This is a genomic window from uncultured Cedecea sp. (genome assembly GCF_947498825.1).
Taxonomy (GTDB): Bacteria; Pseudomonadota; Gammaproteobacteria; order Enterobacterales; family Enterobacteriaceae; genus JGM124.
Genome location: NZ_CANMLV010000018.1, coordinates 49,914 through 71,069 on the forward strand (window position 1 = coordinate 49,914; position 21,156 = coordinate 71,069).

Annotated in this window: 26 protein-coding genes and 1 pseudogene; all 27 read right to left on the reverse strand. The window is 47.0% G+C overall.

The genetic code is table 11. From position 1 onward, the window contains the following. The 27 genes and pseudogenes from traG to traM all read right to left on the reverse strand — a co-directional run bounded on the left by traG (position 1) and on the right by traM (position 21,007). The gene (gene traG / locus Q1A40_RS16970) at positions 1 to 2,850 is read right to left on the reverse strand and encodes a conjugal transfer mating-pair stabilization protein TraG (protein WP_300002344.1); all 2,850 of its coding nucleotides are present in this window, start codon (positions 2,848 to 2,850) and stop codon (positions 1 to 3) included. Continuing rightward, positions 2,850 to 4,193, reverse strand: coding sequence for a conjugal transfer pilus assembly protein TraH (gene traH / locus Q1A40_RS16975; protein ID WP_300002459.1), 1,344 nt, complete (start codon positions 4,191 to 4,193; stop codon positions 2,850 to 2,852). Before traH ends, traG begins: the two co-directional genes overlap by 1 nt. Before the next feature lie 13 nt (positions 4,194 to 4,206). Next, positions 4,207 to 4,785 (reverse strand): type-F conjugative transfer system pilin assembly thiol-disulfide isomerase TrbB, encoded by a 579-nt coding sequence (gene trbB, locus Q1A40_RS16980; protein WP_300002347.1) that lies wholly within the window; start codon positions 4,783 to 4,785, stop codon positions 4,207 to 4,209. After that, positions 4,775 to 4,996, reverse strand: a complete 222-nt coding sequence (gene traQ / locus Q1A40_RS16985) for a type-F conjugative transfer system pilin chaperone TraQ (protein ID WP_300002350.1) — start codon at positions 4,994 to 4,996, stop codon at positions 4,775 to 4,777. Before traQ ends, trbB begins: the two co-directional genes overlap by 11 nt. Before the next feature lie 10 nt (positions 4,997 to 5,006). Further along, positions 5,007 to 5,759 (reverse strand): type-F conjugative transfer system pilin assembly protein TraF, encoded by a 753-nt coding sequence (gene traF, locus Q1A40_RS16990; RefSeq protein ID WP_300002353.1) that lies wholly within the window; start codon positions 5,757 to 5,759, stop codon positions 5,007 to 5,009. A 22-nt stretch (positions 5,760 to 5,781) separates the two neighbouring features. Beyond that, positions 5,782 to 6,108, reverse strand: coding sequence for a hypothetical protein (locus Q1A40_RS16995; protein ID WP_300002355.1), 327 nt, complete (start codon positions 6,106 to 6,108; stop codon positions 5,782 to 5,784). A 14-nt stretch (positions 6,109 to 6,122) separates the two neighbouring features. Continuing rightward, entirely contained in the window at positions 6,123 to 6,344 is a 222-nt protein-coding gene (gene trbE, locus Q1A40_RS17000) for a conjugal transfer protein TrbE (protein ID WP_300002357.1), read from the reverse strand. Between the two features lie 60 nt (positions 6,345 to 6,404). Then, positions 6,405 to 8,321, reverse strand: a complete 1,917-nt coding sequence (gene traN / locus Q1A40_RS17005; protein ID WP_300002462.1) for a type-F conjugative transfer system mating-pair stabilization protein TraN — start codon at positions 8,319 to 8,321, stop codon at positions 6,405 to 6,407. A gap of 19 nt (positions 8,322 to 8,340) precedes the next feature. Further along, a complete protein-coding gene (gene trbC / locus Q1A40_RS17010) occupies positions 8,341 to 8,970 on the reverse strand; it encodes a type-F conjugative transfer system pilin assembly protein TrbC (protein ID WP_300002359.1) in 630 nt (209 codons plus the stop codon). Further along, a complete protein-coding gene (gene traU / locus Q1A40_RS17015; RefSeq protein WP_300002361.1) occupies positions 8,957 to 9,949 on the reverse strand; it encodes a conjugal transfer pilus assembly protein TraU in 993 nt (330 codons plus the stop codon). The genes trbC and traU overlap by 14 nt, the downstream gene beginning before the upstream one ends. A 19-nt stretch (positions 9,950 to 9,968) precedes the next feature. Next, positions 9,969 to 10,598, reverse strand: coding sequence for a type-F conjugative transfer system protein TraW (traW, locus tag Q1A40_RS17020; RefSeq protein WP_300002363.1), 630 nt, complete (start codon positions 10,596 to 10,598; stop codon positions 9,969 to 9,971). Beyond that, on the reverse strand, positions 10,595 to 10,987 hold the full coding sequence (trbI, locus tag Q1A40_RS17025; RefSeq protein WP_300002365.1) for a type-F conjugative transfer system protein TrbI: 393 nt from the start codon (positions 10,985 to 10,987) through the stop codon (positions 10,595 to 10,597). Before trbI ends, traW begins: the two co-directional genes overlap by 4 nt. Beyond that, the gene (gene traC, locus Q1A40_RS17030) at positions 10,987 to 13,626 is read right to left on the reverse strand and encodes a type IV secretion system protein TraC (RefSeq protein WP_300002367.1); all 2,640 of its coding nucleotides are present in this window, start codon (positions 13,624 to 13,626) and stop codon (positions 10,987 to 10,989) included. The genes trbI and traC overlap by 1 nt, the downstream gene beginning before the upstream one ends. 122 nt (positions 13,627 to 13,748) lie before the next feature. Beyond that, on the reverse strand, positions 13,749 to 14,132 hold the full coding sequence (locus tag Q1A40_RS17035) for a hypothetical protein (RefSeq protein ID WP_300002369.1): 384 nt from the start codon (positions 14,130 to 14,132) through the stop codon (positions 13,749 to 13,751). A gap of 54 nt (positions 14,133 to 14,186) precedes the next feature. Continuing rightward, the gene (locus tag Q1A40_RS17040) at positions 14,187 to 14,591 is read right to left on the reverse strand and encodes a hypothetical protein (RefSeq protein ID WP_300002371.1); all 405 of its coding nucleotides are present in this window, start codon (positions 14,589 to 14,591) and stop codon (positions 14,187 to 14,189) included. A gap of 20 nt (positions 14,592 to 14,611) precedes the next feature. Next, complete coding sequence (locus Q1A40_RS17045) at positions 14,612 to 14,977, reverse strand: hypothetical protein (protein WP_300002373.1); 366 nt, start codon at positions 14,975 to 14,977, stop codon at positions 14,612 to 14,614. A 62-nt stretch (positions 14,978 to 15,039) separates the two neighbouring features. Beyond that, positions 15,040 to 15,549, reverse strand: a complete 510-nt coding sequence (gene traV, locus Q1A40_RS17050) for a type IV conjugative transfer system lipoprotein TraV (protein WP_300002465.1) — start codon at positions 15,547 to 15,549, stop codon at positions 15,040 to 15,042. A gap of 73 nt (positions 15,550 to 15,622) precedes the next feature. After that, positions 15,623 to 15,796, reverse strand: a complete 174-nt coding sequence (locus Q1A40_RS17055) for a hypothetical protein (protein WP_300002375.1) — start codon at positions 15,794 to 15,796, stop codon at positions 15,623 to 15,625. Further along, positions 15,777 to 15,926 (reverse strand): hypothetical protein, encoded by a 150-nt coding sequence (locus Q1A40_RS17060; protein WP_300002377.1) that lies wholly within the window; start codon positions 15,924 to 15,926, stop codon positions 15,777 to 15,779. The genes Q1A40_RS17055 and Q1A40_RS17060 overlap by 20 nt, the downstream gene beginning before the upstream one ends. Further along, positions 15,919 to 17,337, reverse strand: a complete 1,419-nt coding sequence (traB, locus tag Q1A40_RS17065) for an F-type conjugal transfer pilus assembly protein TraB (protein WP_300002379.1) — start codon at positions 17,335 to 17,337, stop codon at positions 15,919 to 15,921. Before traB ends, Q1A40_RS17060 begins: the two co-directional genes overlap by 8 nt. Next, a pseudogene (traK, locus tag Q1A40_RS17070) lies at positions 17,337 to 18,075 on the reverse strand (type-F conjugative transfer system secretin TraK). Before traK ends, traB begins: the two are co-directional and overlap by 1 nt. After that, positions 18,062 to 18,628 carry a type IV conjugative transfer system protein TraE gene (gene traE / locus Q1A40_RS17075; protein ID WP_300002382.1) on the reverse strand — a complete coding sequence of 189 codons (567 nt, stop codon included), beginning with the start codon at positions 18,626 to 18,628 and terminating at the stop codon, positions 18,062 to 18,064. Before traE ends, traK begins: the two are co-directional and overlap by 14 nt. Before the next feature lie 18 nt (positions 18,629 to 18,646). Beyond that, on the reverse strand, positions 18,647 to 18,952 hold the full coding sequence (gene traL, locus Q1A40_RS17080) for a type IV conjugative transfer system protein TraL (protein WP_300002384.1): 306 nt from the start codon (positions 18,950 to 18,952) through the stop codon (positions 18,647 to 18,649). A 13-nt stretch (positions 18,953 to 18,965) separates the two neighbouring features. Continuing rightward, complete coding sequence (gene traA, locus Q1A40_RS17085) at positions 18,966 to 19,331, reverse strand: type IV conjugative transfer system pilin TraA (protein ID WP_300002387.1); 366 nt, start codon at positions 19,329 to 19,331, stop codon at positions 18,966 to 18,968. 64 nt (positions 19,332 to 19,395) lie between these two features. Continuing rightward, positions 19,396 to 19,596, reverse strand: coding sequence for a TraY domain-containing protein (locus Q1A40_RS17090; protein WP_300002389.1), 201 nt, complete (start codon positions 19,594 to 19,596; stop codon positions 19,396 to 19,398). Positions 19,597 to 19,679: 83 nt separating this feature from the next. After that, positions 19,680 to 20,384 (reverse strand): hypothetical protein, encoded by a 705-nt coding sequence (locus Q1A40_RS17095; protein ID WP_300002392.1) that lies wholly within the window; start codon positions 20,382 to 20,384, stop codon positions 19,680 to 19,682. A gap of 233 nt (positions 20,385 to 20,617) precedes the next feature. Then, positions 20,618 to 21,007 carry a conjugal transfer relaxosome DNA-binding protein TraM gene (traM, locus tag Q1A40_RS17100; protein WP_300002394.1) on the reverse strand — a complete coding sequence of 130 codons (390 nt, stop codon included), beginning with the start codon at positions 21,005 to 21,007 and terminating at the stop codon, positions 20,618 to 20,620. Between the last annotated feature and the right edge of the window lie 149 nt (positions 21,008 to 21,156).

Here is a 21,156-nt window from a genome sequence, read left to right on the forward strand (position 1 = left end):
CTATTTAAATTTATCTTCCATTCCTTTGGTTTTTTCTTCCGCTCTTTTTCTAAAGTTATCTTTAATCGACCCCAATGGAGTACTTACTTGCTTATCAGTATCTTTATTATATTGATCGGTGAAATTATTTCCCTCTTTTTTGTGTTGTTTTTCCAGCTCTGTATTCTGCTGTTTAACCTCACGGCCTTGCATATCTATTTTCTGGCTGGTTTCATGATGCGCCTGTTTATTTTGAGCAATCATTCCATCCACCGTCTGTCCCACATTATCTTTAATGTTGGCGTCTCGCGTCATCGCGTCAATACTGCCTGAATGCTGTCCGTAATCGGACATGACAGAATCACGGTCTCCTCCGGTGGCAATCCCCGACATCCCTTGGCCAATCTGCTCACGCCCTTGCTGATACGCTCCGTCCACTTTTGGCTGCACTTCGGCTTTAACAAATTCACGCGCCAGCGCCTCACGCTGCGCGGAAATTTCAGGAGAATTGGCATCAGTGAGAATAGCATCTGCATTGTGTGGTGATTGCTGTCGCACAAAATTGGCAAAGCGCTGTGACAGGTTTTCACTCATCTGACCGCTCATGCTTTCAGTGCGTGAAGCCATTTCACTGAATTCATGGCTTCGTGCTCGGCTGGCAGTGTATTGTTCATAGCTGTTTTTCGCACTGCTGAGTGAAGCTGACAACTGATCCGCTCTCGAGCTGGCATTGTTGTCCGTGAGACTGCCTGATGTTGTTGTTTTACGGTTGGTGTAGTAATCAAAGCCTTCTTTAAAGTCTTTTGCCGCCTGAGTACTGCTATCCTGACGACTGTCCTGAGCGCGATTACCCGACTGACTCACAGAGTCGGTTGAACCCGTACTGCCTGTTCCAGCGACCCCAAAATCCATCTTACCGTACACGCTAGCCCCGGTAGCCCACTTACCGATTTTCCCAATAGCTTGGTCACCCGAATCGATTTTTGCGCCTACATTCAGCTTCCCAGTAATACTTCCGCGCGATGCCTCATCCATAAGGTGCTGGTACGCTTGGTCCTCCCTGATATTATTCGACTTGGCGAAGGATTGAGCCGCACTGCGCATCTGGCTGGCCATTTTAGAATCCTGCGATGATTGGCTGTTATCCGCCCCTTCAGTTGTTGTCGCGCTATTTCCCCTGTTGGTGCTGAACTGACTAAGGGTGTTCCAGGCACTCGTGACGCTGTTGTTATAGCCCTGAAGCGCACTTTCAGACTGCACATCCGACTCTCTGGCCATCTGTTGCTGCGCGCTGGCAACCTGTCTGCTCAAATTAATATCGACTGGCAGGTTTGATATGCCGGTGCTTGCATTCGAGACCATAGTTCCGTCCCGAGTTTCTGTTGTCATCGCCCCGTTAGCCAGCTGGCTGGTCTTCTGACCAAAGCTGGTTGTGCTATTGGTTCCCCAGCTGTATCCGCTGACATTTTCCATTTGCATATTGGCATACGTGTAATTCCCGTCTGCCACAGCGGAGGAGGCCTGAGAGGTAGAGCTGAGTCCGGAGGAGGCAAAGTGACTGTAGACACTGGAAAAACCAGCCCCCATACTTTTCACGATGGCCCAGCTGAGTGGCGGGATCATCATGGCAATATAGCCCGCTGTCGTCGCGATATCCGAGTTTTTCAGCTGCACCTGCGAGAGCTCGGACAACACCACCGGGACACCATTTTGTTTCGCATAGTACGCCATCGCACTGTTCAGAATGGCAAACAGCAGCGGCCATGACTGCAGCCATATCAAGGCAAAGACGTACCCTTTCACAACCTGCAGAGTCATCATATTGAACATCCCAGCCATCACCATAATCGGGAACATACCAATCATGATCCCCAGAATGACCGTCTGCATCATCGGCAGAGAACGCATGGCCTGATGCCCCATCGTGGCCTGTGACAGACGCTGTTTCTCCAGTGAGGAGCTGTTCGCAATATTCACCAGACTGGACGTGTCTCCACTACGTGCAGCATAACTCTGGAACCCACTACGCAAGGCATTCATCGTGACATTCTGGCGGATAATCTGACTCGCATTCTGACTGGATTGATAAAAATAGTTATAGCTGTCACCGATCATCTGGCTGAACAGCAAGTCAGGATTGGGTTTCCCGCCAAACAACTGACGTACATAGTAACTCCATGTTTTCCCACCAGTTTGAGAATCCAGAGCCAAGGCTTTCTTTAATTCCACAGAAGCTTCCTGACAGGTTTTGAACTGATTATTCTTGTCAAAAACGCCACGCAGAGGACTGGGAAGCGAAAAAATCAGAGTGTAGGGATCAGATGAGTTCAGCAAATCCTCAAATGTATACTTGTGGTTGAGAAAGATATCGCCCATAACACAGTTCTGTACATAGTCGGAGAACAGTGTCGTGATCTCCGGGTTCTGCGAAATAAAATCCGTGCTTTTCGCGACCAGATTTCCGCCAAATAACATCCCCGTTTTACTGTAAGTCACACTGTCAGGCAGAGCGAAAATCATCTCATAACTCTGCACTAAAGCATTGCCGATGCGTGTAGTCAGAGAGGCAGGGATAGCCAGGCCAACCGGAATATTATCGACTTTATAGACCTGGCCCACATTGCTGTAATCGATTATCTGAACAGAGGTACGGACGCTAACCAGCATCATGACCAGCGTCAGGGAAAATGCCCAGCCAACGAGGTCCATCACATTGTGTTTTTTTACCCAATTGACCGCAACAATCAGTACTGAGAAGGCGATGCACATTTTTTCGATGGAAGACCAGGTGCTGGTTTGCATAAAAGCAGCGATAGCATTCAAACAGCCCCGGAGCCAGTCTCCCCCGGCGACAGTGTAGATTTCCAGCATCAGAGACTCCCTCCAAAATGGTAATTATTTTGATAGCGGGTCATCATGCGGGCAGATACCTGCTGTCGCATATAACTCATCTGACGATCAACAATCAGCAAGGCATCGTATTGCACCTGTACACGAGTTTGAAATGCCGCAATCTGGATACTTGCCTGACTCAAATTATCAAGGATCATATCCATCGTAGACTGGGGGTAGTTTCCGCTAGCAACCATCACTCTGGCCTGCTGGATGAGTTCCTGGATGTACTGCAACAGAATGTCGTAGCCGATATAGTCCGTCAGTTGGTAAATAAGTGAGTTAGATACCCCGAGCATCTGGGGATCGACAATGTATTTGAAGACAGGGACGGTTGTACTGGAGATGAAGCCCTTTTCCTGTTCTGTCAGTTTTTCATCGGCCACAGCTTTGCTCTGAATACTGCTCAGTAACGCGGATATCTGGTTTTTTAGCGCCTTGTTAGCTGCTATGGTGACGGTTGAGTCAGCCACCACTTTCAGGCACTTGTCCGTGTCGTTGCAGTGATAAATTTTAGCCGTTCCTCCTTCCATCAGTGCCTTTATCAGGTCTTGGTCCATTGTCCGGGCAGGCAGGGGTGTAATCTCGCTGTTCTCACCAAAAACCAAGGTTCCGGTCAGCGTCATCACAAACTCTTTCAGCTCTTTATTTCCGTCAAATAGCCTATTTTTGGACAACGCACTCCACATGATATTGATGTTCTTCATCACGCGTTCCTTGTCCTTGTCGCCAGCCCTGTCCTGCACACTGTTCATCTGTCCTCCTACAGAACATCCTTGCCGGGAAGCCGCCCAGTCAGCGAATATATTGCTCTCTCCTGCGATATCCTGACAGACCTTCTGCTGTGCGACCTGAGTACGGGGAAATAATCCACCAACAATACCCTGTGCAGCCTGACAGGAACTGAGGTTCATACTGTTGACGTCTGACGCCATCTTTTGCAGGAAGTCTTTCGCGGTCTTGATTTCAGGAACTGTAGTCTGTAATGCGAGGTCGAAAAAATAGCCCTGCGAATTGGACATAATTTGTTTTGCGAAACGCTGTAATTGTTCGCTATTAATGAATGAGAACGAGCCAAGATAGGCATCGATGCCCCCACACCCGGCATTGATGTCCGGTAGGGTCATGCTGATCATCTGGATATTTTTGACCTGGGTTCGGGCATAAAGGGAACCGCCAGTGGCATAGCCTGCAGCCTGTCCCTGCCAAACCTGAGGCTGACTGGTATTTGAGGCAAACCCCAAATTGTTGAAGAAGTGATTCATATCACTGTTCACATCGGCCACAGCGGGAAATACCGTGTTCAGAAGAAATGCACTCATCAGTACCGCTTTTTTAATACTGCCCATGTGCCGGCACCTCCATCATCTGAAAAACAGTATCCATTCTGGACATAAAACCCGGTGCATCCGTGGCACCTTGCAAGATGGGATACGCCTCCAGGGTATGCACGTTGACCAGGAACGTGGTGGGCGAGGCTACCGGGATGTTCGGGAAAAAGGTTTGCATCACTTCAGGTGGAACCGGCAGCGCATCCGGATACGCTTCATCACCCTGCCCGTCGAGGGTATAGGGGAAGACTGAGAACCCAAACTGCGCAGACAGGTTCTTCAACAGCGGGTCAAATTTCTGACAGTAGGGGCACTGAGCCTGCATGAACAGCACCACCTTCCAGTCACGTAAATCGACTTGTTTGCCGTTACTCAACCGGAACCAGCGAGGCGGGGAGATGGGTGCCACTGCCTGGGGAATATTTTCTATGGGGGAAACCGTTGGTGCTCCGGAAATCCCTTGTGGGTTCCAGAGTGATTTCAACTCATTGAGCGTTCCTCCCCTAACTATTCCTGACATGGACAGGAGTAACCCCATGACGGCGATACCTGCTTTAGTGGTTTTCTTCAGGCTATTTTTCACGGGCTTTCTCCTGTCGTTCTGCCTCAGCAATCAGGGCATTGATGATGCGATAGCCGCCAAAAATCACCATGCCCAATCCGAAAACTTCACCGGCTTGCACCGCCAAGTCAGGATGCTGCCTGACGAGCCGGGCTATCAGGTGGAAAAACACGCCCACCGCCAGCACCCACATTCCGGTGATATCTAAATCGGGAAAACTAATTTTTCGCATAAAGTACACCTCAGAAATTAGGTTTAAAGTCACTGGAGACATAAAGGAATTGTTTTGCCAGGTCATCCTGACTGATAAATCCGTAGCTCAGAGGCTTCACCTGGCCACTTTGCGGATTTACCAACATCATGGCCGGGAAAAACCTCACACCCAGCTGTGTGGCCTGTCCCTGATCTGCCCTGCTGTCAGGCAGCAAAGGATTGATCACACCATCAACTGACACTGGTATTACGCTCAGTCCGTAGGTTTCCCGGAAGTTTTTAATCACTTCGACGAACTGGCTGTCGATGGGATCACTGCCTCGGTAGAAGAACATCACCCCATAGTGTCGGGCGAGATTCGAGATGGCCTGACGTTGTTCAGCATAATCAGCGGCAAGCTGGTTTTTCACTGTGCCGTTGTAGTGGCTGTGCTGCAGGTTGTAATCGAGTTCCGGGTTCTCAAGCATCGCGCGCTTCGCACTCATCGAGAACAGACCAGCCTGCTGTGTCCAGTAGTTCTGCAGACGAAAATACTTCACGAAATTATCCGATGAGGGGTACAGAATGGCCTCATACATCGCACGTTTCGTGGCACCCTGCAGTGCTGCGAGTTTATCCATAATATCCATCGGAACCGGGGGGGGCGCAGGTACAGGCTTGTTTTCTTGTTCGGTGACTCTGAGCTTTTCGTTATACCACTGCCAGCCTGCGTCCCTTGCGAAGGCCGATATTTGGGTGCAGCAAAGGCACCCCGCCAGAATGGCGGCATGTATGTTTCGCATAGTGGATACCTGTTTTTCTTAGTTAATTCGGCTGGCGTAACAGGCGCTGATAGGCCACGTTCTTATCAAGGATGTGTATCTCTTTTCCGCTCTCGTCACGGGCGGAAAATCTATAACCGCTGCAGTAAAGCGTCAGATTATCTACCGTCAGGGTCACCCGTTTGCCGTCTCTGATAACCCAGGCCGCCCGGGAGTTTCTATCGCACTGGACGCCCCAGGCGCTGTTGGTTGCCAGGAACGCATTGTTCTGTTTATCCCGCCACAGGCTGTAAGACATGTTGATGACCAGAATCGTGACAAATACCGCAACAAATAACATGACGAGTCTGGCTGTATTCTTCTCATCCATCCCTTACTCCTTATTTATTTTTTCACCTGTCCCTGAAAAAGCAGAAAAAGCATAGAACTCATCATCCAGATAAAGCCTATGAAAAGAATGAAAATCACACTCTCAATATAATCGCTGGCAGTAGTACCAATGATTCCGTCCCATGAATAATAGATAACCGGAGAAATAATCACGACTGTAAGCAGTAATCTCAGCAAGAAATCAACGGTCTTATTATTGTTAAAAATAACCTTCATACACTCACCCTAAATATTTATATACCCATTAATAATGGACAGACAGATTAGTATCGGGGGTTATTTAACTGACTGCGTTAACAGCTCTTTAATTCGCTGTGCGGTTTTCTCTGTCAGTTCTTCGTTACCAGGAATATTTTGATTGTTCATCAAATCCTCCATAAAAGGCGTGAAATCCAGGAGATCAAAATCAATTGCCTGAAGTTCATCAACGGTAATACCGCGACAGTCCGGGCTTTTCGCCCCACCAAACCCGATACGCAGCTGGCCGTTACGGCCCTGTTGCTGAACAATTTGCGCCAGCTTTGAGTCAAACTGGCAGTAGCTCCGTTTTTTCTCGAGACACACGCCCAGCACTTTTTTCGAACAAAACTCACCGATACTGATGATCAGTTTTTTCTCTTTTGCTTTTCCTAACGCTTTTTCATCGCTGCTGCAGTGGGCTAACCCCATGCTGTTTCCCCATCCACTGTCAGCACAGCAGTTACTGAACCCGACAGCGAATTTTTTGCAGTACCGGGGCGCACCCGTGAACGCCCTGACGTCGACATTATCAATCTCCGCAACATCCTGTCCCGCTGCTGCTAATGCCGCCAGTTCAGAGACCGCCTGACCAAAATCATTGCTGGAATGGTTCTGGACTTTGTCGCATTCTCCGTCCATACAGAAGACTTCTCCTCCGCATATCATTTGCTTGCCCGTTGTCCGGGTTTCGCAGGAAAAGGTGGCATATTCATGTAAACAGGCAGCGCTGTCTTCATCAAAGAACGCGCACTGACGGCTGGAAAGCGTGCAGCTTTTATCATTCATCAGACTGGAACAGCTTCCTTCATCAGCAGGCTGTAGAAGCCAAGTGTCCTTGTAACCCCAGCAAGCTTCGGTGAAAGAAAATTCTTTTCCGTCCACGATGATGCTTTTCGTACCGCCAGGAATGGTACATTCACTGGATAGTTTGGTGCCTTCTTCTTTATTAAAGGGACAATTTTCCACCCAAACGACTTCCGGCTTACTGACAACAACTTCTTCTTCAATCACATAAGTGACCGTAACGTCAGATTGACTGTCATTGTTGCCATAGGGGTAATTAATAACTTTTGATACCGCTATTGTCTGCCCCCGGGTGACATTGATATCAACATCGGCCTGTTCGTGTATTTTTCCCTTCCCTGCTTGATAGACGGTTGTGCAGTGTTCATTCTTCCCGCCGATACATTTGTCATAAATACTGGGGTAGGTCACAATCGTGACGGGGAAGGTTTTATCAAACAGATTAATCGTTTGTGCCACCGCATTTTTACAACTTGTATCCGGATCTCTTTTGCACTGATAAGTTGGGTCAATAATAATATTATCGCTATCCACCGCTACACTGATAATGCGCCCTTCTTCTGCGACAGAAAATGACGTTACCCATTGTCTCTTTTCTCTGTTATAGGCAATCGTCACCGTTTTCTTGACGGTTTTTTTCACTGTTTCTACGCTGGCATTATCTTTTAACGTGGCCTCACGGGTGCAAAAACTCTCGACCTGAACATCACGTTCACAAGTGTGGTTTTTAAACTCACTTCGATTAACCACCTGTGCGGAGCACTGCGCACCGATGTCACCCATTATATCTTCAGCACGATTTTCAACATCCTTTCCGGCCTGAATAAACGGCGCATCAGGGGAAATAATATCAGTGGGTCGGTTTGAAAATGACTCGGTGATAGAAGAGGCTACATCATTGTTATTCCATTCCGTGCTGGCATCAGTTTTTAATGAACTGTCGCCGCTTGAGGTAACCCCGCCGTAATATTGTGTGGCATCAGGATTCGGATTGTAATTCGGTAAGATGTCCTCCCCCTTAAAGTTTTTTAACGCATTAATCCCTGAACCCTGAACTTGTCTCGCATAGTCAGCGCTCTCCTGATAATTATTTGTAGTCTGTGCACGAGTGTCTTTTGAATGGGTTATGAGAAAAGCAATCAGGAGCATGAAGACCACCGACAGAAAACTAATGATGGATGATTTTTTTAGCTTTTTCACGACAATCGCCCTCCTTCTCTATTTTCTCCAGTGCTTGACGAATTTTAATATTCCCGTAAATCACATCAAATCCCCTCTCACAGGTCATCACCAGAGCGGGTACAGCTTTGACGTTGTAGTCAGAAAAGAGTGTCGGATCTATTTGCACACCGTCCGTACTGCCTTTATTCACCAGCTTAAGAATGGCGGCGGCGGTAAACTTCATATCATCATTAATCAGTCCCCTCATCACCGGTTCAGCCTGGTATCGCCGGGCATCACTCAGCATGTTTGACAAGGTGTCCTCGGGTATCGAAAAAGAAATAAAGTACAGTAGCCTCTCTTTATTCTCCCCGCCCTCTTTACGCCTGTTTTTTTCTTTAAGTTGGGCAATAAAATCGTTATCTGTTGCTGATAAGGGATTGTTTTTTATCTGTGATAACACGTCACGCTCCAACGCTGAAAAATCCTGTTTTCGGAGATATTCACTGAAATCTTCCTGTTGTTTTAACCACTGCTGCTCTTTCTGTAATGTCTGGGGCTGAGTGGCGATGACAGGGCAGATATACGCAGAAAATAATAAAAGAGAGGTCATTATTGTTTTGCTATAAGAAGACACAGTTTCTTTTTCTCCACATCAGATAGCCGTAATTCTTGCGCGTATTGGGCGGATTACGCCCCGTTTCCCAGGCCATCACGCTACGTCCCATTGGGTGGCACTGACTGCTGTCCGGGTGCATATTGACCATCTGATAGCGCCAGCGCTCTTTAGGTATAATTGGGGACGGGTATTCGTAGCAGACCGCGTTGTCTTTCCCGATGCTTTCCATAATCATGCCCTGACGGTGGAGCTTGAACGCCATCCGTTCACTCACAAGAAGCGATGACTGCAGAGGACTTGATTCATTGCTGACCCAGCCGTTAAAGGGGTACATCGAGCCTTGTGAACCCGCACACCAGAACAGCGCATCCAGCGGCATATGCACAGCACTGGCTATCGCATCAGCGGCGCAGGCACCCTGCGCAATGGGATTGGCAAACAGGATTGCTTCAGGGTTGAGCAGCGTGGTCAGACTGCTGTCCGTCCAGGTCGGGTCGATTTCAGACAGATAAGCAATATCCATGTCGCCCCCCTCTAAACATCCCACTGAAGTGATGATATTTAGCCAGTACGTTAGAGGATATTTGTACCAGTGAACATGGTAGAAAGCCCCGTTCACATCTTTCGCATCCTTTTTCGCGGTTCCCATTCCGGTTTTTCCGAGGTTCACATTAAATCCACCCAGATTAACCATACATCCCGGTGAACGCGTGACATCGGTCATGGCCATCGGCTCCCAATACCCAATAGCCAGACCGGGGCGGATAAAAAGGGGAGGCGGTGCCGGACAAAACTGCAGCGGGCTGCCAGGGTTGGCGGTATCAGGCAGGTCACCTTTACCGACCTGCACACTACCCAGCGACAGCGGAAAAATACAGCGCCAGCACACGTCAGTGATGGGATTTACAAACCGTCCCTCACAGGCGGGGTCTGCGGCCACACGGCTACTGAAGGTTGACAGCACAATGCAAGTGAAGAACAAAAACGCAGCTTTCATGGGTTATATCTCCCTGTCACTAACGGTCAGGCGGAAAGGTTTCGATATTCAGTCGTTCGCCGGAAGGTGTCGGGGTAATGCGAGCCGGGACCGTCGTCAGACCAAACCGCTTAGAGAGCACGCCGTTCTGATCAAAATAAATTCGGCTGTCCAGTGCCTCCGAGGTATCAAGCACACTGCCTTTAACGAGGATAATTTTACTCATCAGTGTTTCGGGCACCTGCAGCTTCATCCAAGCCACTTGGTCAGGATCATCCCCGTCAATAAAATAGAGAGTCTGCATAAAGGGCACCGTTTTCAGGGGGTTCAGCACCTCCCCCTTACGGGCAAAAATACGGCCTTCGTGGTCCTGGATGTCCTCTGCAAGTCGGATACTGGGATCAAACCAACGTTGTTCATACTTATCCGCCCGCAGTATTCCTTCCACTGGCGGTGGACGCTGGCTGTTATCGGCCACCCGCTGTTTAAACTCGTTCATCAGTTGGCCCATCTGCCCAGATTTTTCCAGCCCCTGAAGACGCTTTGTGATGAGTTCCAGCATGTCACGCTCCCGGATAGGCCATAGATCGCCCCAAGTACCGAAGTCAGCGGCAGAGACTGCCGGTGATATCAGACAGCTGATAATGAGGTAACGCCGTAGCCCTTTCAATTTGGCTCCCCTTTCATCCGGCGTGCTATATCTGTCTGGATTTTTAGTGTGACATCGGGTGCCCCCTGCACCACGGCGGGTGAAACCAGAATCAGCACATGATGCTGTTGCTGATAAGCTGTCAGACTCTGCTCTAGCGCGGTATTAAACCGCTCAGACAGCGTCTTTGACTGGACTTCCGACAAGGTTTTTTGACTGACACTCTCCATAAAACTGTCCAGAGTCTTTTTCATATCAAAGCCCACCACCCGGGGGGGTTGCTGTGCCAGCATCAACTTTGTCATGCCAGCACTGGCTGCTAAAACGGCAACAGTAAGGCCCGTAATGACCAGAATCCGACGAAGTATGAGAAACTGTGGTTTAGTCTGCTGTGAGGTATGCGTTTCCATCAGACAGGACTCCTTACGTTATCGCGTGCGATTCGTGCTTCAAGCACATCCATTTCTTCAGTGAAGTTCTGACGAGCCAGCTCATATACCGCGTCGTGAATGTCAACTCCCTGCATTTTACGGCCTTTGATGAACTCAAAATCGGCCCCGCTTGAGGAGTACATGGCACGACTCAGCGGATCGACAAACAGGCGGTGCCAGGAGGTATGTGCCTCCACTTGCAGCATAAAAGAGGAAAACCACTGGTCTTTCGCTGCACCAAAGCTGTTAATCATGTCCCGCTGCATCGGAGTAAACTGATCCGGGTACAGCTGGTTATATTTGGCAAACTCCTTCGCAGACTGCTTGAGGATAATTTTGTAAGAAGAGTTCCCCCATGCTGCCCGTGCGGCACTGGATGCTGTCGGAGAATCAAAATCGACGATGTTCTGGGTGATGGTGATATACGCTCCTAGATGTCGACGTGCGGTGCGGTATCCCTTCTCAATAAAAGTACCGACCTTCTCATTTTTGAAGTCCAACAGCCGCCAGCCCTCATCAATAACGTTCAACTTCTTCAGGCTTCGCGGGGACTGGTACATCCTGTTTTCGATATAGATGATGAGGGAGAACATCACGGCAACCAGCAGGGAAGGACGTGACTCTAGCCCGCCCAGCTCCAGCACCACCATCCGGGCATCATCGTGCAGGGAAGGCTCATCAGAATTAAAGTATTGGCCGTAAATCCCGTCTGCCGTGTACTGGTCAAGCAAGATAATCATCTCATCCAGACGGCTGCGGATCGTCGGTGACTCGGCGTATTCCTCGCTGCCTTTCGCAGTTTTAAGAAAATCTACCACGTCATCAATACGCGCCTTGTTACGCTTACTCAGCCAGGCCGACTGCACTGCCTGCAGCAGCAGCCCTTCATGCACCTCATCCAGGTTGCCGTTCGGGCTGGCCATCACGGACATCTGATCACGAATACGCTCGGCAGACAGGTCAAAATTAGCGTCATCGAGGATATTGGCAAACGGGTTGAATTTCAGCGAGTCACCGTTCAGGTACACCCCGCCCATATTCTCACAGAGTGACTTATACCCGTCCCCCATGTCGAAGATCCAGGCAAACCCACCCGAATCCAGCACACTGCGAATCAGTGGCTGTATCGCCCCTGTTTTTCCTGCACCGGAAGTGCCGCATACAGCCACATTGAAGTTGGTGTTGTTCATGCCTTCATAAAAAAGGTCAATAAAAGCCAGCTGATTCCGGTACGTAGGAGCCAGCAAACCAGCAGGAGCCAGCGGGCTGTCGGCCACAACAGGCAGCAGATTGGCGACATTAAAACTTTCAGCGCGCTTGACGACACCGGCGGTCTGAAGCTCTTTGAACAACCCCTCACCGGATTTAAACGGCAGCATGGCCAGATAGTTTCTCAGGTGGTGATAGCGGGCGGGGATCAGTTCAAACCCACCCTTACGATAGCTGTTTAAGATTTGTTGCTCTGTGGCAAGCGAGGCCTCGGGATTGTCAGCGGTATACGCCGTAATATTGAAAAAATAGGAGACTAAGGAGGACTGGTTTGTGGCTAACCGCTGGCGAATATCGCCCCATTCCTGTACCTCTTTTTCCACTGAGGGAAAATACTTTGCATAGGAGGTTTTGCTCTTTTTCTCCAAATCCAGATATTTCAGATTCGCTTCCGTTTGGGTTTTAACCTGATCCTCAACCATCAGCGTTAAAGTGAGAACAAACGGGCAGGAGATGGAGAGCTCCGGGCTGAGCAGGTTGGCGTAGTTATCTGCGCTGCTCCATAGAAAAGCGATTTCCGGATCACGCGCAAGATGGTAGTTCGTTACGCGGGTGACCTTCTCCTGCCCCTGTCGGTTAAGCAGACCAATTTTCAGGTGATTCGCCGTCACCTGCATGTCAAAGGTATCCTCCACACACTGATAATTCAGATCCTGATACGGGTCCATTTTATATGGCTTGCGGTACATTTCCTCAGGGTCGGGATTGACCAGCTCGCGCACCAAATCCACCAGGTCCTGATCATTCATAATCCGTGTCGGGATATATGCCCCCTGAAGTGAGGCGCGGATGATTTTAATTTGGTTCTCTAACTCAATGATTTGCGCCTTTGAGTTTTTCTTTCTCGGCACACAGCAGGAGATAAACACGCGGTAATTACGCAGGGTCAGGGGCAGATCCATACCCGGTGGCAGTGAAAACTGTGTCTCTGCCGCACGCAGATAATAGGCACGTGTGATGTCATTGAACTTCTGGGCCTGTTTGCCGCTCCAGCTGAATTCCCGCAGCCCGTACTCAATATCGTCCCCGACCAGTTTGCTGGAGATTAGATTGACGGTCACCGGTACATTGCGGGGCAGTTTGGTTCTTATCAGGTTTTCAAGTGAGGCGACCATGTCTTTGTTGGCGCCCGGCAGCGGCCGGGCTTCAAAGATGAACCCCACGGTTTTCGTGTTAATAAACAGCCCGGTCGCAGAGTCATAGTCCTTATAAGGAAGCACCCCGCTGAACTGTGGGAAATTCATGCTTCCCAGCATGTCATTGGCTTTTGCGGATTCGTCCGGCAGTTTAAACGCAGACATCAGCGAGTTCACAGCCTGAGTGACGGTATCCATAAGGTTATTACTCATAAGGAGGTCCTTAATAAGAGATAAAAATAAAACTGTGCGACATTAAACCGCAGACTGAGGATATATCAGGTAAAATAGTGGAAACGCGACGCATTCGAATATCAGCGCTAAAAATACTTCGCTTAATTAACATCATTTAATGCGTCTAATTGCATTTTCTGTGTAACATTCATTCTGTCTTCTCTTTCTTTTTTAATAGCTATCAGTTCCTCTCTCTTCATACAATCAATTGCCATTGATTTTGCTTCTCGCAGACTCAATAGGTTATCAGTATTATGATCCGCGTTAAGCTTTTCTCTGAACAGAGTTGTTACACAGGGTGTTTCACTGGCTATCCTCTTAATTTGTTCAGGCGTAGCAGGTAAATACTCAAGCCTTTTTGCATTAATTTTTTTAAAAACCATAAACCCGGTATACATAACTATTCCTACTATAATCACCAGTTTAAGTAGGTTACCTGTATTTTCAAAAAACCTTCTTAACTTTACTTTTGCTCGTATTTTCACTTAACAACCTTTTTATATACAAACATGAGAATGTGAAAATGAAATAACGTATTTTTATTTATTAATAGCCTGATACATTTCCCACTGCGCGGTATAGAGATTAAATGTCTGTGTCGGTACATGAATTATGATGTCTGCACAATCTAGCTGATTAACAGGCGCTGTGTACGTTCCTTCCGGAATACTCACGGCCAGCAACGTGCAGTCATTTTGCCAGTGTCTGCCTACCTCCAGTTCATCAGGAGTAAAGGTCTTTAAACTTAAGACCAAGAAAGCCACAACGCCAGCAATGGCAGAAAATGCGGTGATGACAAAGATATAACCCCTGTGAAAATACAGATCATATCTTTTTGGAATAACCAACATGGCAAGGGCTATCAAACCACAGACACAATCGAAGAGTAAAACCAGCGTTAAAAGCCATCCCAGATCGCTGCCATTGATGTAAGCCGTAATCATTACTCACCCTCATCATTTTTTTAAATATCTTCAAAAAATTCACTCATCGTTTTATAACCAACCTCAGTTTTATCTTTGCCCATTACCCAGTCATATTCTTTAGCCCTGACATTTTCTGTAACCCCACCACATTGAAGTTTATGTTGTGGCTCAGAAAAAAAACCTCTATCGATATTGGTCTCAATTAACGTGCAATCATTTTTCCAGTGCTGTGATTGTTCATCTGAAGGAGTAGACGATGGTAATAAAAAACACGCCATTGACAGAGTCAACGCTAATATGTTCCATATGTGCCATTTAATAAAACTCATCCCCTCTCTTCTCCAAGAATGAATATTAATTTTCTTCCCCCGTGGATACGCTACCGCCCATCCCTTTTTACGCACAGGGCACTCGTTTGAAACACAGTAATAGGCAGAGTTGAGGGTGTGATTAATCACACCCGATATTAATTAATACGGGGCTGACCCCATGCCGACGGTGTGACAACAAATAATACTGTTGAAGGTTGGTGATACACGTCCCCGGAATCGATATACGGTGCTATCCACAACGCTGCCGTCTGATCGCCCTTCCTCAAAGGACGGGGATAATTTCCAGGTAGGGTAATGTGGGACGGGGATACCATCGCACTGACCGGGGAAGTATTAACGGTTACTCCCTGGGTATTTAGCTGAACGGTGGGTGACTTTTCACCCAAACGTGTAGATTGAGGCGGCAACGGGTGTGATAGGTTCGACAACGTTCTGAAATTACCTTCAGCCAGCACGGGCAACCCGGCCGCAACCGCCTTTACCGAAGAACTTTCCTCCAGCGATTTGGCTTTCTCATTAGCCTGCTGCATCGTCATACACGTATCAGATGTTGTGGCATTACATTGAAATTCTGTCTCTGTACCAGCGCACCCTGTTAAGAGCAAAGCGCTGCCCAGAGGAATTAACAGCATTAATTCCTTCATCATATTTCCCGTTATTTATCAGTTATCTTTCTAGGTTTATCCTGACTGTGATATTGAACTTAATTGTCCGGACTCATTTATCCTTTTTACCTTGATTAATTGCACCGTAAACTCGTTTAAGAGGAGTGACATCTGATCGGCCAAGAATCAATTCTGATAAAAGAGCAGTTTTTCCTGCACCAGTCTCACCGACCGGAACGCTATTACCCATTTCGTATGGAAACCCATTATTTCTCTTTATTTTCATTACTATCTTCCTCGCCAAATCCTGTTGAAGGGTCACGTCTGGCCAACAATGGGGATACCAGAGTAAATTGAATCAACCAGTTAATCCGGTGCAGCAATGACAAAATGAAACTAATGACCGGCTTATCCATTACTTTCTCCCTGAGACGCTACACCCGGAGAGAAATTGCGCGGATCTAAATCACCCAGTTTCTTCAACATCTCATCAGTATCAAATCCGTTCATTCCTCCGCCTGATTGACGGGCACGCGTATCCGTCCTGGAAGGCGTCTGATTGTGTGCCTGCTGCTGACCGTTTTGCTCTGCCTCCAGTTCTTCAATCGTTTTAAGCTGGAATCCATCCTGAAAGACTACGGTAACTTCATTACCCGCCCCAATCGGAATGATGGGGTGATACTGCTCAGCACGTTTGATGTAATACTCGCCGAGTGTCTGTGCCGTCTCAGATGCACCACCACCAATACCCATCTTCAGCACATCACCAGCACTAACCATCGCCGTGGCGCCCAACCCCACAGACGGTTGGGAGGCTCGCTCTACTCCCTGACCAATACCATTCACAAAACCAGCTCCCCAAGCCCAACCGAGTATTTTTCCGTTCCGCATCACCACCTCACCTTTGACGCCATTTTTTCCCATGAAAGAGATATGACCATTAATCGGTTGATCGATGACTTTATTGCCTTTAATACAACTGATATTGCGGGTGCGGGCTATTCCTCTTTCACTGGAGACATCCCCCCAAACTTCCAGCCCGACAAAACAGCCCGTCAGGTCATATTTTTTGTTATTAGGCATTTCAACCTGACCAATCAGACGGACTTGCATCGGTGAGGTGGATTCATTTCCGGTGACGGACGCATTGGCGTCAGCACCTTCTATCAGAATACTTTTGACAAAACTTCCTGACGGGATATAGGGTAGTTCCCGGGTTTTATTTACCTTGCTGTAGCTGAAAGTTTTACGCTGGATTTGGTTCGGAACCGGTATCGACTGGTAGTTCACCTGGGGCGGTTGAGTCACCCCATTCCCCGGATAAAATGTTGTAGGGGGTGGGACACCTCTGCCTGAATACGGTGAATAATTGGCTGGCTGCGGTTCACCTTCCGGCCCCGGTGGGGGCGATGCTGGGGCAGGTACGGGTTCTGCGCCCGTCACTGCAGGTTTTACGCCCAGGACCTTCAGCTGCTCCTGCATGGCCGTATTCTCATTGGTCAGCCTTTCGATATTTATCTGGTCAGCTTTACGCCCCTTGCTCAGTAAATCGACCTCGCCCTGCAGAGAAGCAAATCGTCTATTCAAATCCGCTGCTGTCACCTGCATCTCCGTGGTGGCATGCTGCTCGACTTTTGTGTTGAACTGGCTGTCAACCACGCCAGTCATATCCGGCGCGGGTTCACCCTGGGCAGGTGTCTCTTCATCAGAACTCAGATCTAAGTCAGACAGGTACATTCCTCCTGCCACCGCAGCTGTGCCGCCCACCAGGATAAGTGTCAGCCAGAGGTACTGTTTACGTTTAATTAGCGTGTTGAAATTCGCCATCAGCGAGTTCCTCCTGTTTCTGACGTGGTGACCCAGACCTGCATACTGCCGCCACCGATCAACGGTCCTACCGGATTACTGAGCATGATGGCGCGGGTTCCCGGTTGCCAGAAATCACTTTCGCGTACTATCTGCGATGAGGCGGACAGGTTGTCCAGTCGGTAACGCACCACTTTTAAATGGTGTCCTGTCCAGACCTTTTCCGCACTTGCACGCAGTCTGCCTGATACACGCAATGTTTCAAACGTGACCGGAACAGGCTGGTACTCATCCGGGACCCGGTGCTGTCGGACAGCTTTATTCAGCTCAACCAACACACTTTCATACGGACTGGACTCCTCCCAGACTTTCGCCGGGCTTGGGGTGCCTGTCAGTTCAGTGACCAGCTGAATAGTTCGCCCCCCCCCCTTCACGAGGTACCGCACGGATAGAAAAATTCAGTCCCCGTTCGGTTTCCACAATAAACGTGAAAGGCTTTTTACTAACCGTTGCCAGAATGGCACCACCACTTTCAGTTTGTTCCTGATTAGTCAGTCCACCATCAAGGCTGTTAATAGCCGTGATGCGATCGCCAGGTACAGTGAAGAGATTGGGATCGGTGTTACTGATAGCAATATTGGCCTGTCCACCATTCACCAGAGGTACAATGGTAGGAGCCAGTGTGCCAGTTGCCGAAGATATTGAGGGCACAACAAAAAAGAGGCAGCCCGAAATAAATAACGGCCTAATTATTTTCATTATTTATTTCTCCAAACCGTGCCAGCCAGCTAATTCCGTCAACACGATTTAATTGAAGGATATAATGTTTTATTTCCGTATAGGGTTTGGAATCCCCAATCCAGGTTTTCAATTCACCCCGAATATCTACACGTCCTTCGGCCGGATAGGCGCGAACAGACGTTACATAGAAACTGGCGTTAACGTTATTGCCTTTTATTCGTTTGGCTTCCTCGGCCAGCTGAATTTTTAGATTATTTTGGGAAGCCGGTAATACATAACGGAGTAACTGTTCATGTTGTGCTTCCACTGTTTCAGGGGTGACATTCAGACGCAGTGCAATAAAACTCAGGCCCATTTGTTCGATATAGGATGCGTCTGACTGATTCTGCGATACAGCAAAGGGGGCGCTATAAAGCATCGGCGTCACAGCCACTTTTTGTTCGGTCTGAAGACGATAATTATTAATAGCCTGAATAATATTCGTCGTCAGACTGAGAGCCAAGACAGTTCCCAGACAGATATATCCCAACGCGATTATTCGAGTTGTGCTGAGTCTGGCGCCATGTTCCATAGTTCATTCCCCGTTGCTTTATTTAATCCACTGCCGGAAACAAGAGTCCGGAACATCGTGAAAAAAACCTTTAAGAAGGGAGGTGGGCAGATACCAGTAAATAAGATCTCGTATCCATGAGCTCCCTCGTCCCTTTTTAAGTTTCTTGATACTCCAGAAAACCAGCACCGCTGCAGCAATACCAAATATGAACTTACTGGACAATAAACCCCAGGCTATACAAATAGCAGCCGGGATAAGTTCATCTAGGTGTAAACCAAACCAGCGGGACTGATTAGTCAGTGTTTCCGGGAAACGGTATTTTTTTAATTCGTCTCCCGTCATCACCTGTTACCTGTCAATATCCTGCGACCGACATGCCGATCGTGATAAAGGTTGAGATAATGGCGAAGCCAAAAAGGAATTTAACGTTTTTGGTCATCATATACATGATACCGCCTGCAATAACCTCGGCCAATACAACCCATTTAACGACGCTGGAAGATTTCCCGAAGGTTCCTTTCACCGTGTTATCACCCGATTGCATTAAATCCGTTGTTGTTGAAGCCATCGCAACTTCAGGAAAGAAAGAAGCCAAGGCGGCAACTGGCAACAAAACCTTGGCAGCTTTTAACGATTTCTTTTTATTAAAAACGCGCGAGAAAAAAGAAGGTTTAGCTTTTTCAGATACAGCAGTACCCGGAACACTTAAAATAGCATCCATGTTTATTTCCTTTAATAAAATTATGTTAGCGAGTTAATTATTATATCTATATGTAACCTACCTATTAATCATCAACCTCCTCATTTTTTTCTGAAAACAGATAATTTGGAAAACGTCTTAGATGATCTTTAAGACGCATGGCTACCTCAGTTGATTTTGTTCTGCCACTTCTATTTTTTGCACTCATTAAAATGGCGTGAGTCTTATCATCTAGGTAAACTGATACAGTATTTTTTGTTCGCTCACTTGAATTGTTTTTTGACACTAACCCTCCCTGAAATAAACCTGACAGACAAAACCTTACACGGATAAAAGCATGATTGGAAGGGTAGAAACTCCCCTCTTTATTTACATTTTCTTAACAGAGATTTTTTCTGATACATAATCCACGAAGAAGAATATTCTCTTCGTTTTATATACATAATTAATGAAGTTCTCATAGGTAGAGAAACTACCTTTTATTATTTCTTTCGCTCGCTCGATTCTTTTTCTTACAGTCGACACAGGAAGGTTTAAATGAAGTGCAGATGCTGTATATGAAAAACCAAGAATAAAAAAAGAGAGAGCCTCAATACTTTGCCTGGGTAATGTTGAAAATATCGTTTCAAAATAAATATCATTTTCAGATTGAGATTCAGAAGCAACTATCTTATTTGATAATGGGAGTTGAATAGATAAATTGATTTGCCATAAAACACAGGTAAGTCCATCCGGAGTGTTCATATACTCCAGTCTAACCTGGAAAAAATAGTTCCCACAGGGAAAGCTTTTACACAGCACGCAGCCTTTACCTAAAGATATACAATCTTGTTCAAACTGAACGAACACATCCTTAAATTTAATTGTTCCTGCATTAAATAAAGTTTTATCACTTTCGGACTGAATAAAATCATATATTAGTTGAAATGATTTATTAGAGTATAGGGTTTCATGTTGCTCACTTCTGACGCAAACAGCCACGGGAGACGTGTGATATATTGATTTTATATGAAAAAGAGTTTCTTTGAGAGATTGACTTGAACTGTCATCGCTACTACGATCCAGTGCACACATAGGTGCCTCCTTAGAAGGTGTCTATGGATAGTTGATGTAGAGAGGTACCAGCTCTCTACATCAACAATTTTCTACATTTTACGAACAAAGAAATTATAAACACTACTACTCATAATGTCATTATATTACACCAGACATTTATTCTAAAGATTCCGAATAAAAAGAATAAAAAATCACAATCAAGACGACGATTTAATATTCACATTCGACAACAAACACACGGAAAAATCTTATTAATCCCCACTATCTTCTAAATGAGGAAATGTTTGATTCATCACTTCCCGAACATCCTCTTTAATATTTGATACGAGGCTTGACCATTCCCATTTTGGCATCCCGTCAACATGTGGACTTAAACACCCTATCCCCAAAACTTTGTTTACGGTGAATTGTGTTTTAATCACACTCTCAAACAAAGCCATATTAAAATCCATCTGGTTAAACCCTGTCTCTTTACGCTCCATCTGAGTTTCATAAACTCGCAAACCTAACTCTATCAGCATAGATACAACACTTGAATGACTGACATCTTTTTCACGAGCGCCCTCCGCGCGTCGTTTTGCGACGATAGTATCTATTCTTTCTGTCGTCTCATTACTAACATACGCCTGAACCTTTGCCATAAGGGACACCTTATTTTTAGTTGAATTTAACACATCACAATAATAAAAATTCTAACATGACCTTCCGGCAGGTCGACTCTAGATTCAATCCTAGTATCACAAGAGAAATAAGTGAATCACATAGCGAATCACAACACGAACCGACCCTA